Here is a 14,057-nt window from a genome sequence, read left to right as displayed (position 1 = left end):
TTGCCTTGATAACTTGTTTAACATATTTACCTTATCGTTTAAATTTACTGAAAGATAACGTATATACCATTAATAATAGCTTGTCAAGTAAATAAAAAAGATTATTCCAAAAATCTGATTGCGCGTATAATCCGGCTTTAACTTTGATGGTGAAAACCCTTAACCTGCGCTGGCTTATGGATTCTGTTTTAACCGCGGCAGGACAAAGGTCAGGACCAGAACCGCCGATGCCCCGACCCATTCCAATACGCTGACCAGAAATGAATTATTACCCCAGGTTTTAAACCAGTCCTGGAAATAGTAGACAAAAACCCCGGTTCCGGAGATTATAAAAAACGCCCCGGAAACAATGATTATCGTGGTCCAGGACAATTCGGACAAGGGTTTCTGGCAAACCAGGCAGGTGGCCGCAACAACCATTAATGCCGTAGCGCCGGCAAAGCAGATATAAGGTATGGTCACACTGTTATAGAAACTCCATATCCCGGTCACCTTGGCCACATACCCGATAGCCAGCAGAACCACGGCCACAATCACGTAATTCAATAAATCAAGTAGTTTCATAGTCTTCTCCTTTACTGTTTTTATCAGTAATACATCTTTTAGTCAGGGAGTCAAGAAAATTAGAACCACAGATTAACACAGATATACACAGATGAAAAATAATTAGGTAAGGCGTCCCCTGAACTCGTTTTATACCCCCACCCCCCCACTCGTCCCCACTACCTCCCTAAGGGTATGGGACACCCCCCTTATCATAAGAGGACACCCCCGGTATCTATACGGGACACCGGCTATATCTATAGGCGACACCCACTATATCTGTAGGGGACACCCGGTATATCTATATGGGACGCCCAGCGTATCTATTAAGGACACCCGGTATGCCTGTAGAAGACACCGGATATGCCTATTAAGGACAGCCGGTATGGGTATTAATGACACCCCCTATAAGCATTGAAGACACCCGGTATATCACATAAGGACACCCGGTATATCATATAGCCGCACCCCCGGTATCTATTAATGACACCCCCGGCATCGTTAGAGGACACCCCCTGTATGGCTTAATCACACCCCCTGACGGGTATGCTATTTCGGAGAATTAGGTGGTGTCCCCCGAACTCGTCGGACACGGCGATTCTTGCGCCGGACACGGCGATACTTTCGCCTGACATGGCGATTTCTTCGCCTGACATGGCGATTTCTTCGCCTGACATGGCGATACTTTCGCCAGACATGGCGATACTTTCGCCTGACATGGCGATTTCTTCGCCTGACATGGCGATGCTTTCGCCAGACACGGCTCGTCCTGCGCCGGACACGGCATGGCTTGTGCCGTTAACTGCCCGGCTTGAGCAGAATACTGCTGTATTCCAGCCAGAAATAACTAACCAGTCATCGGTCAGCCCCCCTGAGCCATCCAGGGGGATTACTCAGTCATCGGTCAGCCCCCCTGAGCCATCCAGGGGGATTACTCAGTCATCCGTCAGCCCCCCTGAGCCATCCAGGGGGATTACTCAGTCATCGGTCAGCCCCCCTGAGCCATCCAGGGGGATTACTCAGTCATCGGTCAGCCCCCCTGAACCATCCAGGGGGGTTACTCAGTCATCCGTCAGTCCCCCTGAACCATCCAGGGGGGGTACTCAGTCATCTGTCAAGCCCCCTGAGTCGTCCAGGGGGTTGTTTTAGTCGTCCAAACGGCCGTTGCAGTCGTTCCAACGGGCGTTGTAGTCGTTCCAACGAGCGTTGCAATCATTCCAACGAGCGTTGTAGTCATTCCAACGGGCGTGGCAGTCGTCCATACGGGCGTTGTAGTCATTCCAACGAGCGTGGCAATCATCCATACGGGCGTGGCGGGCGTCCCTTGAACTCGCTACTGCGAGACCACGAAGTGAACTCGCTACTGCGAGACCACGAAGTGAACTCGCTACTGCGAGACCACGAAGTGAACTCGCTACTGCGAGACCACGAAGTGCCCTTTGCGTAGCAATGGTCGGGAGTACCCACTGGAACGCACCGGGTACACTCCGCAAAGACCACGAAGTGAACTCGCCTCTGATGGATGTGTTAATTAGCATGGCCTGCCCTGCACATCCCTTTGCGTAGCCCCTTCACGAAGTGATGGTCGGGAGTACGCCGTAGGCGCACGCACCGGGAGGCATGGTCGGTCAGCATTCGCGTAGCGAAGCGCACCGGGTACACTCCGCAAAGACCACGAAGTGAACTCACCTCTGATGGATGGGTTAATTAGTTTGGCCTGCCCTAAATTTATCGAAGGGTGTCCCCGGATTTCTCGGAATTACAGAGAATCATTTATTATCTATAATGAATCCCTAATCTGCCATTTCTTTTTGTCCAATGCAGATAAGATTTCTACCAGCGTGGAACCTATTTCTCTCCTTGATACTTCTATTGTGGTTAATTTTTCAAGCCCAGGAAAATCCAACGGTATGGTATACCACAACTGATTGGACATTTTCTTTACAATGCTGGCTTCAAATCCAACTTTAGTTTTTAATGACCATGCTTGGCTGTTTTCCATCCAATTCTGCTGGTCCAGTGCTTGTTTTGGTACGAGCGCTTCAGGTAGAATCTTGAAAATATGGTATTTCAAATTTTCCCGTTGCTCTTCTCTGGCACAAATGAGATAAACATCCAGTTCTTCAGCATTTTTGCTCAGGAATTCCAACATTTTCGGTAGTGTTCCGAAACGGGTAAGACGATAAGAGGAAAGTGTAAGTTCCCGATTGTTAGTTATTTTGCCGCCTTTGGCAGATATCATTAGGTTTTCCCCATTCATTTTGACTTCCAAGTCAACTCCTTTTGCATGAGAAGTGGGATCCCAGGTTACTTTATACTCCATATAAATAAGCACGGCGTAGATAACTTCTTCCCAGCTTTCTGCCCGAATCGGCGTCCTTGATATTTTAGACTTAAATTCAATTAATTTCTCAACTAATTCCCTGAATCTTTTCCAGTTTAATTTATTCAACTTTCCTATAACCATTTGCCAAAATCCTTTCTTTTTATCTCATGCCATTCCTTCTTGGAAGGCAGAGGAAAATTCTTTATTTGGGTGATACTTAGATGGTAGGTGATTTCCCGATAGGTTTCCTTGACATATCTTTTGAGATAATCTGAATTAAGATAGTCCAGTATTTCTTCTTCGGTCAGGTCAAAACCACCAACAAACAAGTTATCCTTTTTTAAGAGGTGATAGACATCACCCATCCAAGGATAGCATTTCTGGTCACATGCCGCGGCGACCCTGCCATCTTCCCTGAACCCTAAACCAATTACAATATGAGGCATTTCAAAATAGCCGCGTAATTTCTTGGCGTCTGATTTCTTAATCCAGTAACCGGTAAGATTGTCATAAATTATTCTATGGCATTTGAGGTTTCTGCCATTTAGGATGGGTAAATAGTTATGCCCGTTTGATGATGCAATGGTGGTAATATTTGGATTATGCTTAATCTCAGGGGTACGCGGTGAAACGTTTATATCATAAATATCACTCAACAAGTGTGAACAAACGCCTTCCAGTTGCTTGGTATACTCGGTTTCAAACTTGACTACTTCACCCTGCCAATTTGGGGCTATCTTTACGGCAACAGTTTTGCCGGCGTTGTATTCTAATAATTTGAGGTTTCCAGCATGAGCATCAGATTTGTGGAATTCCAGTATTACAGATGTAACATCCGCATCCGGCTTAAATACATCGGGGCCTAAATAGATTATCTTTGTCATACCGTGTTTGGATAAGAATGTCCTGAGTTTCTTAAAATCATCCAGTATCATAAAGGTGGGCGGAATAATGAATATCAATTGGCCATTAGGTTTAAGCAGCTTGATGGATTTTTCAATAAAGGCGCCATAAACATTGTATTTGCCATACCAAGTTTCAAAAGCATTTCTATATTGTTCCTTAGTAGCCGCGTCCACCTTTATTGTGTAGTGCTCGGAAAGAGAAGGAATGCCATAAGGCGGATTGCCGATAATCAAGTCAAAGAACATATCCTGATGCCAGATAAGATAGTCGGTCTTAATTAACTTGATATTATTTCCAATCTCTAATGTCGCCAGGTATTTAACAATCTCGTCATTAACTTCTACGCCACAAAGGTTTGCGGAGTTGAACAAGCCAGGCAGATTTCGTTTTATCCCGATTAAGAATTGCGCCAAGCCGCAAGCCGGTTCAAGGATGTTAATATTTTTGTTATTGCCAAAAAGTGAAGGGTCAATTAGGTTAACCATTAAATCCACGATGCGCTCTGGAGTAAAAACTATACCATAATCCTTTTTGGTATCCTTTAGATTGTTGTTTATTTCTGCCTGATATGCGGTTATGGTAGCAGATGTAACTTCCCTGACCATTCTGGGTTTGTGACGATTGAGTTTGTATGTTATCTGTTTTTTAGCCGTCCTTAATTTCATAATATTCAATTATCTTATTTCCTCATAGCGGTCAATGATAATTATATCTACACCATCCCGCTCTGTGCCTCTGTCCCTATCCCCTAATCGTCCTCGGCAATATCATCTGGTGTTGCGGACAGATGCTCTTGGGGTTCTGGTAGCACGCTCCGGCAAAGACGCTAAAGTAGTTCCTGAGTTGCGCGAATGAGACCACCTCGTCCACATAGCCCCGCTGGGCGCAGTAAACCGGCCTTGACTGGTCGTAATACTGCTTGGCCAGTTTGTTCATCTGCTCTATCACCGGCTCTAATGGCTTGCCGGCGTCCTTTTCCTTGACCAGCCGCCGGGAGAACGACGCCGCGGCCGCGGTCTCGCCGTGCATGACATAGATTTCCGTAGTCGGTGTGCCTAAGGTGAATGCGTTGTTGCTGGTGGCCTGTGGCCCGCCCAGGATATAGTGCGCCGCGGCTGTGCCTTTGCGCAGAACCACGGTCGCCATGGGTAAATCAGATTGCTGGATGGAGTATATCAGCGCCTGGCCTAAGCCGAGCAGTTCGGCCTTTTCGGCAATGTCGCCGACATCAATGCCGGATGTGTCCTGGAACCAGACCATGGGAATCCGGTCCCGGCCGCAGAGCGTGACCAGTTCGTTCATCTTAATCAGTCCTTCGCGGTAGAGTTTCCCGCCTACGCCCGGATACGGCGCGTATTTGGGATAGCCCTTGGGCAGGAATCCCTGGCGGTTGCCAATCACGCCGACCAGGAACCCGTCTAATTTGGCCAGTCCGCAATAGACCTCAGGCCCGTAGCCGGGTTTGTATTCGGTGTGTTCGCTGTTATCAAAGACTCGGGCCATGACCTGCTCCACGTCATAGGAACGCTTTTGATTGAACGGCATAATATAGTCAATCTCGTTGGGCTGATAGAGCGGCGCCTTGGGTTCGGCCACCCGGAAGAATTGCGGGTCATAGGTCGGCATCATCTTCATGGCATCGCGCAGGGCATTGACGGCCGTCTCTTCGGTCTCGAATACGCTCTTGAAGAATCCGGTATGCTCAAAATGGGTGGCCACTCCGCCCGGAGGCGTGGCCTTGAACCCAGCCCCTGCGTGCAGGGGCTGGGTGAATTCACGGGTGGCTTCGATAATCTGTTCAGCGCCGGCCAGGTCAAATCCGCCCTTGGGACTCATTCCGCTGACGATACCCGCCCCGCCCACGGCCATATTGGCGTTCTTGTGGGCGAATATCATAGTCGGGCTGATAGCGTGATAGCCGCCGCCAGCCGGATTGGTGCCGAAGACGGTGACTAAGACCGGGATGCCTTTTTGTTCCAGCTCGGCGTGACGGAAAAAGGGACGACCGTGTCCGCGCCGGCCGGCATAGACCTCTTCCTGCTGGGTCAGTTTTACGCCGCTGCAATTCAGGACCCAGACCAGCGGGATGTGGAGCCGCTCGGCAATGTCCTGGGCCCTAAAAATGTTCTCGGCCTGGCCCGGAATCCAGGCGCCGGCCAGGACCTTGTTATCGGATGCGATGATAGAAGCGTATTTGCCGTTGATTCTGCCGATGCCGTTGACCACGCCGGTCGTGCCTTCTTCATTATTCTCAGGGTTATAAAGGGTGTTGAGCGGCATGAAGGTGCCCGGGTCAACCAGCAATTCGATGCGCTCGTGGACCGTCTTCTCGCCCCGTTTCTGGAGCACCTCAGCCGGGATGCCGGCATTCTTGACGGTAGCCACTGCCTCGGCTAACTTCTTTTCTTCATCCTTAATCTGCTGGACATTTTCCGAGGCGGATTTGATTTCAGAATCGGAAAGTTTTTTACCGAAGGTGGAAGGCATCTTCTCAAAATATTGGCGCATCGCTGAACTCGCTTTCTAATTCACAAGAAAAACGCTAATATAAATACTAAACACGAATCGCACGAATAGATTACAAGTATTATTCGTGTTATCCATGCCTGTCTGTCCCCTTATTTTTTCTCCTCCGGATAAAATTCGTATTCTAATACGACTTCATAGTCCCGTACGGTAGCCGCGCTTTTGAATGTTTTCTTTACAAGACTCCACCCAGCCCACCCAGCCAGATTATCTCTATCATCATACTTATAAAGATACTTACCGGACAACTTTCCGTCAGCGTCATAGCCAATCCACTCAATCTTATTACCCTTATCATTATACTTGTAAATATCATTACGGTATAACTTACCGTTAGCGTCATACCAACCATCCTCGATCTGATTACCCTTGTCATCATACTTATGAAGATACTTATACCTTAACTTATCGTCAGAGCCATAGCCAGCCCACTCAACCAAATTGCCCTTATCGTCATACTTAAAAAGATCCTTACCTATAAAGTTGCCATTAGCATCATAACGAAGATACTCAATCCGATTGCCCTTATCATCATATTTATGATGATACTTATATTCTACCTTGCCCTTAGCGTTATATTCAGTACTCTCAACCTGATTGCCCTTGTTGTCGTTCTTATAAAGAATCTTAGCAGTAGGATTACCATCAGCGTCATACCAAATCTCTTCGACCTGATTGCCATTATCATCGTATTTATAAATCCATTTATCTCTTAACTTACCCTCAACGTTATAGTCGCCCCTTTCAATCTTCTTGCCCTTGTCATTGTACCTGTAAACAATCTTAAGAGCAGGATTGCCATCAGCGTCATAAGAAACATCCTCAACACAGTTGGCATTATCATCATACTTATAAAGACGAACCAACTTACCCTTCTCATATTCAGCGAACTCAACCTGATTGCCCTTGTCATTATACTTAGTAATCGTCTTGCCAGCCTCAATTTTCGCCGTTTTGCCGGATTTTTCTTCAATTTCATACCCAATCTCAGTTTTCGCCTTAAGCCCTTTGGGTATCTTTTCCTTTTTCTCTTTGATAAAGTCAGGTTTAAGACCGACGAGGATGAAGAATAAACCCACGAGGGCTAAACAGATTACCATTTTCCGTTTCATATTGTTTTCCTCGTTTATCCATCCTCACTGGATTCCTGCTTTCGCAGGAATGACAAGCGGAGCAGAAATGACACCTTTTGAGCGGTCTATTCGTGTCATTCGTCGGATTCGTCCTATTCGTGTTCTCTTTTCTATTCCGCCGGCACAAAATAGACATCAGTTGGTTTAAATTTGGCATTCCGCTTAAACTGCGGCCTGACCTTCATTCCAACCAAATCCAGACTGGCTTTCTTCGGGTCAAACCCAATCAGCCGGCTCAGGAACAGGGTATTAAACTTTTCAAATTCCACCAGTATCAGCATATAAGGCGTTTCCTTCAAGAACTCTTCACTGCCAAATTGACAAACCGTAAAGGTGTGAATCCGGCCGACCTTGGGTAATTCCACCCAATCACACCGGGCGCCGCATTCACCGCAATGGCCCTTGGGCGTAGCATAGGCATACCCGCAATCCGGGCATTTGGTGCCCAGCAGTTTGCCGTTAGACAATCCGGCGAAGAACGGCGAGTCCTGGCCGTAACTGTGGATATAATCAATGTGATACGGCTGCTTGACAACGATAGGCGACATATTGTGGAGTTCCTTCAGGTCGTCCGGGAACGGCACGCGGAACAGAATCGTCCCGTCATCGGTCTCCGGCAGTTTGACCCGTTCGCTCTGCTCAGGGTAAACCTTTTCGGACTGCTCCGCTAAGCGTGACTTCTTGGGTTCTTTTCCCTCTAAGCGGGACTGCCCTCGGGCTTGTAATGCTGTCTTCATATTTTTTTACTCCTTACTGTTAAATGCATCAAATATTGTTTAAATTCGTCAGGTGTTGTCAAGAATCGTTTTACAACATCTTGACTACCCTTGACAATCATTGACTATTTCTGACTTCTTTCTTACGCTTTTTCCAATATCGAAACAGTTACATAGGTGCCGGTACCGGCGTGGCTGTGAATCGCGCCGCGCTTAGCATCCTTGACCTGGATGGTATCGTCGCCCAGGTGTTTCTTCATTGAACCCTGGAGTTGCCAGAGAGCAAAAACGGCCTGCATCAGGCCGGTAGCGCCGACCGGGTGTCCGCAAGCAATCAGGCCGCCGGACGGATTAACCGGTATCTCGCCCTGCCGGGGCATCTTGCCCAAACCGTAATCCAGGTTAGGCAGGAACGGCGCGCCGGATTCCACGAACTTGCCGCCTTCGCCGTATTTACACAGGCCCATATCCTCGTAGGTCTGGATTTCTGATGAGGTATAGGCGTCGTGCAGTTCCACAAAATCTATTTCCTTTAACGGATTGGTAATGCCAGCGTGTTCGTAAGCCAGTTTGGAAGCGGTCCGGCCGGCCCGGAATGAATGGATACCGGGATATTTGAGGCCTTTATAATCAGACGCCTTTTCATGCGGCAGGAGAATCACTTCCTTGTGAGGCCGGTCCGCCATACGCATGGCGTCAGTGCCCCGGCCGATGCCGGTGACCTTAACCATCTTCGGGGTCTTGCCGGTGGCTTTCCTGATTCGCTCCACGCCTTCTTCGCTGGCCAGGATTCCGCAGGCCGCGCCGTCGCTCATCACACAGATATCCAGTAATGTCAGGGGCCAGGCCACCATACCTGAATTGCGGACATCCTTGATGGTCAGCTTGCGGCGTTTCTGGGCGTATTTATTATGGAATGCGTTATTATGATTCTTAACCGAGACGCTGGCCAGCTGTTCCACGGTAGTGCCGAATTCCTTCATATGACGCACCACCATCATGGCGTAATAGCCGGAATAAAATCCGCCCACCGGATAATCAAAACTGACATCCGAGGCCAGGGCGATGAATTCATTGCCCTTCCAGGTATTGACATGCGACATGGTTTCAAACCCGTAAGCCACACAAACATCCATCACGCCCGAGGCGATATTTTTGTATGCCTCCTGGAAACAGATGCCGCCGGTGGCGCCGCCGCCTTCAGCCCGGTGGCTGGGCAGAGGACAAAGCCCCAGATAATCCTGAATCATAATACCGGCCATCAACTGGCGCGTGAAATGGTCTGAGAAATATGAAGCCACGCTGCCGTCAAAGACCTCCTGGGCCTGCTTGTTTTCCATGCCGATGTCCTTTAGCGCGTAATCATACGCTTCCTTGACCATCGGCTGGAAGGTCACGTCAGGCCTGGCCTTGGCGAATTTGCTGATGCCGCCGGATACGAAGTAAACATCCCTGGTGTTTTTAATCCCCATAACAACATCCTCTCTTTCTATGTTAAAATCTCAATTATCTTTCGGCTGGATTTCTCACCCTTTGTAATATTAATAGTGGATTTTCTTGCATGGAAATACTCGGCTAATAGTTTGATAATTGCCTGATTGGCCTTACCATCCACGGCCGGAGCGGTGACATAGACCTTGAGGCCATCAGGAGCGGATTTGACATCGTTCTTACGGGCGCCGGTTATGGCCTTGACATTTATCAGCATAAATCACATTAGAATACCAAATTTGTGATTTATATTACAAAATGAATGGTAACAAGCAAATAATATAGTGATAAATAATGACTTGCCTTGGCCATAGCTTTATCTGCTCCCCAGCGCCTTGAGCCCGGATGACAAATCATCCGCGATGGGGAAGAATTCCTGCAGGCCGAAAAGATTCAGGGCCGTCTTGACCTGATGATTTGGCTGGATTAATACCATACTGCCCTGCTTTTTCTGGATGGTGCTGATAAAACTGGTGAAGATGCCGATGCCTTCGCTACTGATGCGGTCCACATCGGCCAAATCCACCACGAATTTGTAGACGCCGCGGTCAATAAAACCCTGGATGGTCTTTTCCAATTCCTCGCCGATAAGGTAATCCATGGTCCCCTTGACCGAGATAGCCATGACATTATCCTTTATCTTCTGGGTGGCGATATTCTGGGACGACTGGCGCAGGGCGGCCATCGTTCTGGTATCGCTCATCCGCGGCACCGGGGTGACCGTAATCTGGTTGTCTTCCTTGAGCCCCAAATCGGAGAAGGTCTTGGCCTTCTTCAATTCCCGGGTCAGGGTGGCGTTTTCTATGGTCATGGCAATGTCCTCTCCGAAGATGGACAGGAGCATTAAATCCTGCTGGTCGAAATTATTCTTATTGCTCGGCTTCAGGCGGTTGATATTTATCACGCCGGTTATCTTGGTGCCGAAGTGCAGCGGAATGGACATGGCCGATGAAATCGGGGCCAGTTTTTCCACATACCCCTTGAACTTCGCGAAATCGGTCCGCTCATCAAGCAGGAGCGGCTCGCTCTTTCCAATCACCCAGCCGGCAATGGCCTGGCTGGTTTCCAAAGCCGATTTCCAGATATGCTCCAGTTCCGGCCCGTATTCACCGTCCACCGCCTTGGTGTATAAACGGCTGTCCTTGTCATCCAGCAGCATCAGCGAGACCTGGTCCGCATTCAAACTCTCCCGGACGATTTTTACGATATTGGCCAGGAGTTTTGATATCTCCATATGCTGGCTGTGCAGGGTGGAAACCCTCAGGAGCGAGGAAAGTATCTTGAGATAGGTCTGAACATCGGTGGTCTGCTCGCCCTTTTTGACCACCTCGCCCTTGGCGGACTGGATGCCCTTATACATGGATATCATGGCGTAACAAACCAGGCCGGTCAGGAGTGTCGTGGTGGCCAGGCCGACCAGGAAAACAATCAGCATATTCGGGTTGGCATCCAGGCTCGAGATGGTGAAATAGGCCAGCACGACCAGATTGGCCACGTAAAGCACCAGCGCCACCACGCCCAGCAGCCACCAGGGGATATCCCTTTTTACCGCACCCGATTCCGGATTCTCATTGGTGTCTTTCATAAATATAAACTCCTTAGAGTCAGTTTGAGCTTAGCGAATTACTGACTCTTATCCTGAGCAAAGCGAAGGGTTACAAGAACTTACTACACTCATCTAATATTATATTGGCTCTATACCAAACCAACATACAAATGTCAATAATATCACCAGAATAATTCATAAATTATTTGACCTGGCAGGAATTATTTGTCAGATTACCCCTATGGAACCTGAAAGCATACACCCAGGCAGACTGGAAAAAATAATAGAAGAAACCGGCAAAATCCAGTTCCATCTGGCCCAGCAACGAAACCTGGTGGACCAGGCCGGCCAGGAGGTCGCCAGCCACCACAAACGGCTTGACGAACTCGGCCGGGAAATCCCCCTGCTGGTCAAGGGCATGGCCCAAAACGACGACAAGGACAAGATCAACGAGGCCGTCAATTCACTGGACGCCTCCATCCACGCCAAGCAAGAGGAAAAGCAGATGCTCCTGGAGGAGATAAAAAAACTCCAGGCCGTGGAAATCCCGCGCCAGGAGGAGCGCCTGAACGAACTCAAGGCCCAGATGGAACTGCTCCAGCCCAAACTCCGCCAGAAACTCCATGCCCTGGACAAGATAAACCAGGAAGCCGTCGGGGAAACCGAACGGCTGAATGAATTGAACGGCAAACTCCAGACCCTCAGAAAAAGTATCCCGGAATACGAAACGGTCTATAAAGAGGTATTTGAGGAAATCAATTCCCTGGAAGAGCGCACCCGCGCCAAGACCGCTGAAAAGCAGAAAACACTGGAGACGATAAAGAACCTCCAGTCCAATGACATACCCAGAGAAGAGGCGAAATTAAACGGGATAAAGACCCAGATGGAGTCGTCCCAGCCCAAACTGCGCCAGCGCCAGGAATCCCTGACCCGGATGAACGAGGAAATCGCGGTCGTCAACAAGAAACTGGAAGAGACCCAGATGGAACTCCAGGCCCTGACCAACCGCTACCAGGAACAACTGGCCATCCAGGACGGGCTGCCCAAGGAAAGCGTCTCGCTGGATACCCTGCTGGTGGGCAAACAGCAGGAAAAACAGCGCATCCTGGACAAGATAAAACACCTGGAATCAAGCGGAATCCCGCAGGAAGACGCCCGCATCAGGGAAACCCGGGAACGCATCAGGCAACTCCAGGCCGAAATCAGCCAGAAACAGGAACCGCTCAACCGGCTGACCAGTGAGATACCACTGGAACTCCAGAAACTAAAAGAGTTGGAAAAGAAAGAGGACTACCTCAAGAAGGAATACCAGGCCGCGGAGATTAACCGCCGGGAATTAGCCCAGAACCTTTCGCAATTGGAGGAACTGATTGCCAAGAATAAACAAGAACGCGCCAAGATAGACCAATGGACCGGCCAGGTCGAGGCCGGCGTAAACCAATACACCGAACTGATAGACAAAACCAAGGAAACCACGAAAATATTACTGGACGAAACCCACCGCCGCCGGGAACTCTACGGCGACGTCATCCCGCCTGTAGTGAGTAGAGCGAATCTGACCACCATGCCATTCTCAAGCGTCCCCCAACCTAAAAAGAACGCCCAGCCGGGCGACTCAACCCACATATTCAAGGTCATCTTTCTGGTCTGCATATTAATCTTCACGCTGGCCACCCTGGGCTTCTTCGTCTGGCAGATACTCAAACTGGTAATGTAATCCTTGCCTGCGAAGCCGCAGCGGAGTCCCGCACTTATGCGGGGCGGAGCGACATCCCGCCGAAGCTGGACCCAACGGGAAGCCAGCCCAAGGGTGCTACAGTGTATTTGGAGGTAAAATACCAAATATTTTTCAGCTTCTGCTTGACAAAATATATAAAACGATTATAATATATGTAATAATGCATCAAATAATTCATAACCTGAAAGGAGCAATAAGATGGAGACAAAAAACTATAGCATAGGCCGAATCGGATTAACCTCAATCCTTGTCATCTTCCTATTATTATTCAGTTCTTTAACCTGGGCCCAAGACAATACCCAGACCAACACGGGATATGGTTCTACGGTTACCATCGCCGGGCCTTTTACAGCCCTGCCCGATACGGATTACGATATTATTCTTATTGCCTCAACCGATGTGTCAATTTACCAGTGGTCTTTGTCTGAAAATGGGGCCACTATTGCAGGCAGCGGCTTTACCTTCGGCACTCAACTTAATCAAACCCTTAGGATTAATAAGCCGGTTGGCTCTTATACCTATCTGTTTAGATTCAGGGGCATTGCCGGCGCGCACGGATTCCCGCCATATACCGAGGCGTCTATTACCGTTAATGTAGTAACACCGCAGCCGCCGACCATCTGGTATTACAAGGTTACAGGCCCTAACAACAGCGATTCTGTCCAAGCCAATATTGGCGACGTGGTATATTTTGAACTTGACGCTACTGCGCCTGACTATGTCTGGGGAAATATTATCGTCTTGTATGACACCTCTAAATTAGAATCGGTCAGCATAGAGGAAGACCCGAATAACTATTATGGCTTTTGGGCCTGGTGGACAGACGCTACCGGGAACCCGGTATATAGCGGTGGCGGGAACTATTACTATTATGACCAGATTAAAAACACCGCTATCTTCGGCCTGGGTTCTGACTGGGCGCAACAATGGGTTAGCTGGTATGGAGACGGTAATGCGGGTTCTGTCGGAACAATAGACCCGACCTACGGGAAGACATTGTCTAATAAACTAGCTCTGGCTGAGCGTGTTGGAATACCGCTCGCTGATGTGGATAAATTCGGAGCCATCCGGCTTTATACATCCACTTATGCCGGCGGAAATGGAACATCGCCTTTACGGCTGGGTTTCAGGT

The 14,057-nt window shown here is 48.8% G+C and carries 12 protein-coding genes; 2 read left to right on the top strand and 10 right to left on the bottom strand.

The genetic code is table 11. The features are described 5' to 3' along the window. Positions 1-174: 174 nt before the first annotated feature. The 10 genes from HZA49_04225 to HZA49_04180 all read right to left on the bottom strand — a co-directional run bounded on the left by HZA49_04225 (position 175) and on the right by HZA49_04180 (position 11,226). The gene (locus tag HZA49_04225) at positions 175-564 is read right to left on the bottom strand and encodes a hypothetical protein (protein MBI5778647.1); all 390 of its coding nucleotides are present in this window, start codon (positions 562-564) and stop codon (positions 175-177) included. Between the two features lie 503 nt (positions 565-1,067). Continuing rightward, positions 1,068-1,325 (bottom strand): hypothetical protein, encoded by a 258-nt coding sequence (locus tag HZA49_04220; protein MBI5778646.1) that lies wholly within the window; start codon positions 1,323-1,325, stop codon positions 1,068-1,070. A gap of 998 nt (positions 1,326-2,323) precedes the next feature. Then, positions 2,324-3,010: a hypothetical protein gene (locus HZA49_04215; protein ID MBI5778645.1), complete on the bottom strand. Its 687-nt coding sequence runs from the start codon at positions 3,008-3,010 to the stop codon at positions 2,324-2,326. After that, complete coding sequence (locus HZA49_04210; protein MBI5778644.1) at positions 3,001-4,380, bottom strand: N-6 DNA methylase; 1,380 nt, start codon at positions 4,378-4,380, stop codon at positions 3,001-3,003. Before HZA49_04210 ends, HZA49_04215 begins: the two co-directional genes overlap by 10 nt. 136 nt (positions 4,381-4,516) lie before the next feature. Beyond that, positions 4,517-6,283, bottom strand: a complete 1,767-nt coding sequence (locus HZA49_04205; GenBank protein MBI5778643.1) for a glutaconyl-CoA decarboxylase subunit alpha — start codon at positions 6,281-6,283, stop codon at positions 4,517-4,519. Positions 6,284-6,393: 110 nt separating this feature from the next. Continuing rightward, complete coding sequence (locus tag HZA49_04200; GenBank protein ID MBI5778642.1) at positions 6,394-7,413, bottom strand: RHS repeat protein; 1,020 nt, start codon at positions 7,411-7,413, stop codon at positions 6,394-6,396. Between the two features lie 131 nt (positions 7,414-7,544). Next, positions 7,545-8,171, bottom strand: coding sequence for a Zn-ribbon domain-containing OB-fold protein (locus tag HZA49_04195; protein MBI5778641.1), 627 nt, complete (start codon positions 8,169-8,171; stop codon positions 7,545-7,547). Positions 8,172-8,293: 122 nt separating this feature from the next. Then, positions 8,294-9,622, bottom strand: a complete 1,329-nt coding sequence (locus HZA49_04190; protein ID MBI5778640.1) for a thiolase domain-containing protein — start codon at positions 9,620-9,622, stop codon at positions 8,294-8,296. A gap of 17 nt (positions 9,623-9,639) precedes the next feature. After that, positions 9,640-9,858: a DUF167 domain-containing protein gene (locus tag HZA49_04185; GenBank protein ID MBI5778639.1), complete on the bottom strand. Its 219-nt coding sequence runs from the start codon at positions 9,856-9,858 to the stop codon at positions 9,640-9,642. A gap of 99 nt (positions 9,859-9,957) precedes the next feature. Further along, the gene (locus HZA49_04180; protein MBI5778638.1) at positions 9,958-11,226 is read right to left on the bottom strand and encodes a GAF domain-containing protein; all 1,269 of its coding nucleotides are present in this window, start codon (positions 11,224-11,226) and stop codon (positions 9,958-9,960) included. A 202-nt stretch (positions 11,227-11,428) separates the two neighbouring features. Here HZA49_04180 and HZA49_04175 point away from each other — a divergent pair, with 202 nt between their 5' ends. Next, a complete protein-coding gene (locus HZA49_04175) occupies positions 11,429-12,904 on the top strand; it encodes a hypothetical protein (protein MBI5778637.1) in 1,476 nt (491 codons plus the stop codon). A gap of 219 nt (positions 12,905-13,123) precedes the next feature. Further along, on the top strand, positions 13,124-14,057 hold a 934-nt coding region (locus tag HZA49_04170), incomplete at its 3' end, for a hypothetical protein (GenBank protein ID MBI5778636.1).

The organism is Planctomycetota bacterium (assembly GCA_016235865.1).
Classification (GTDB): domain Bacteria; phylum Planctomycetota; class MHYJ01; order JACQXL01; family JACQXL01; genus JACRIK01.
This window is presented reverse-complemented; position numbering and strand designations above follow the sequence as displayed.

Excerpts from the sequence above, each read along its gene's own strand:
- HZA49_04225 (MBI5778647.1), bottom strand. The coding sequence starts at position 564 with ATGAAACTACTTGATTTATTGAATTACGTGATTGTGGCCGTGGTTCTG.
- HZA49_04215 (MBI5778645.1), bottom strand. The coding sequence starts at position 3,010 with ATGGTTATAGGAAAGTTGAATAAATTAAACTGGAAAAGATTCAGGGAA.
- HZA49_04210 (MBI5778644.1), bottom strand. The coding sequence starts at position 4,380 with ATGGTCAGGGAAGTTACATCTGCTACCATAACCGCATATCAGGCAGAA.
- HZA49_04205 (MBI5778643.1), bottom strand. The coding sequence starts at position 6,283 with ATGCGCCAATATTTTGAGAAGATGCCTTCCACCTTCGGTAAAAAACTT.
- HZA49_04200 (MBI5778642.1), bottom strand. The coding sequence starts at position 7,413 with ATGAAACGGAAAATGGTAATCTGTTTAGCCCTCGTGGGTTTATTCTTC.
- HZA49_04195 (MBI5778641.1), bottom strand. The coding sequence starts at position 8,171 with ATGAAGACAGCATTACAAGCCCGAGGGCAGTCCCGCTTAGAGGGAAAA.
- HZA49_04190 (MBI5778640.1), bottom strand. The coding sequence starts at position 9,622 with ATGGGGATTAAAAACACCAGGGATGTTTACTTCGTATCCGGCGGCATC.
- HZA49_04185 (MBI5778639.1), bottom strand. The coding sequence starts at position 9,858 with ATGCTGATAAATGTCAAGGCCATAACCGGCGCCCGTAAGAACGATGTC.
- HZA49_04180 (MBI5778638.1), bottom strand. The coding sequence starts at position 11,226 with ATGAAAGACACCAATGAGAATCCGGAATCGGGTGCGGTAAAAAGGGAT.
- HZA49_04175 (MBI5778637.1), top strand. The coding sequence starts at position 11,429 with ATGGAACCTGAAAGCATACACCCAGGCAGACTGGAAAAAATAATAGAA.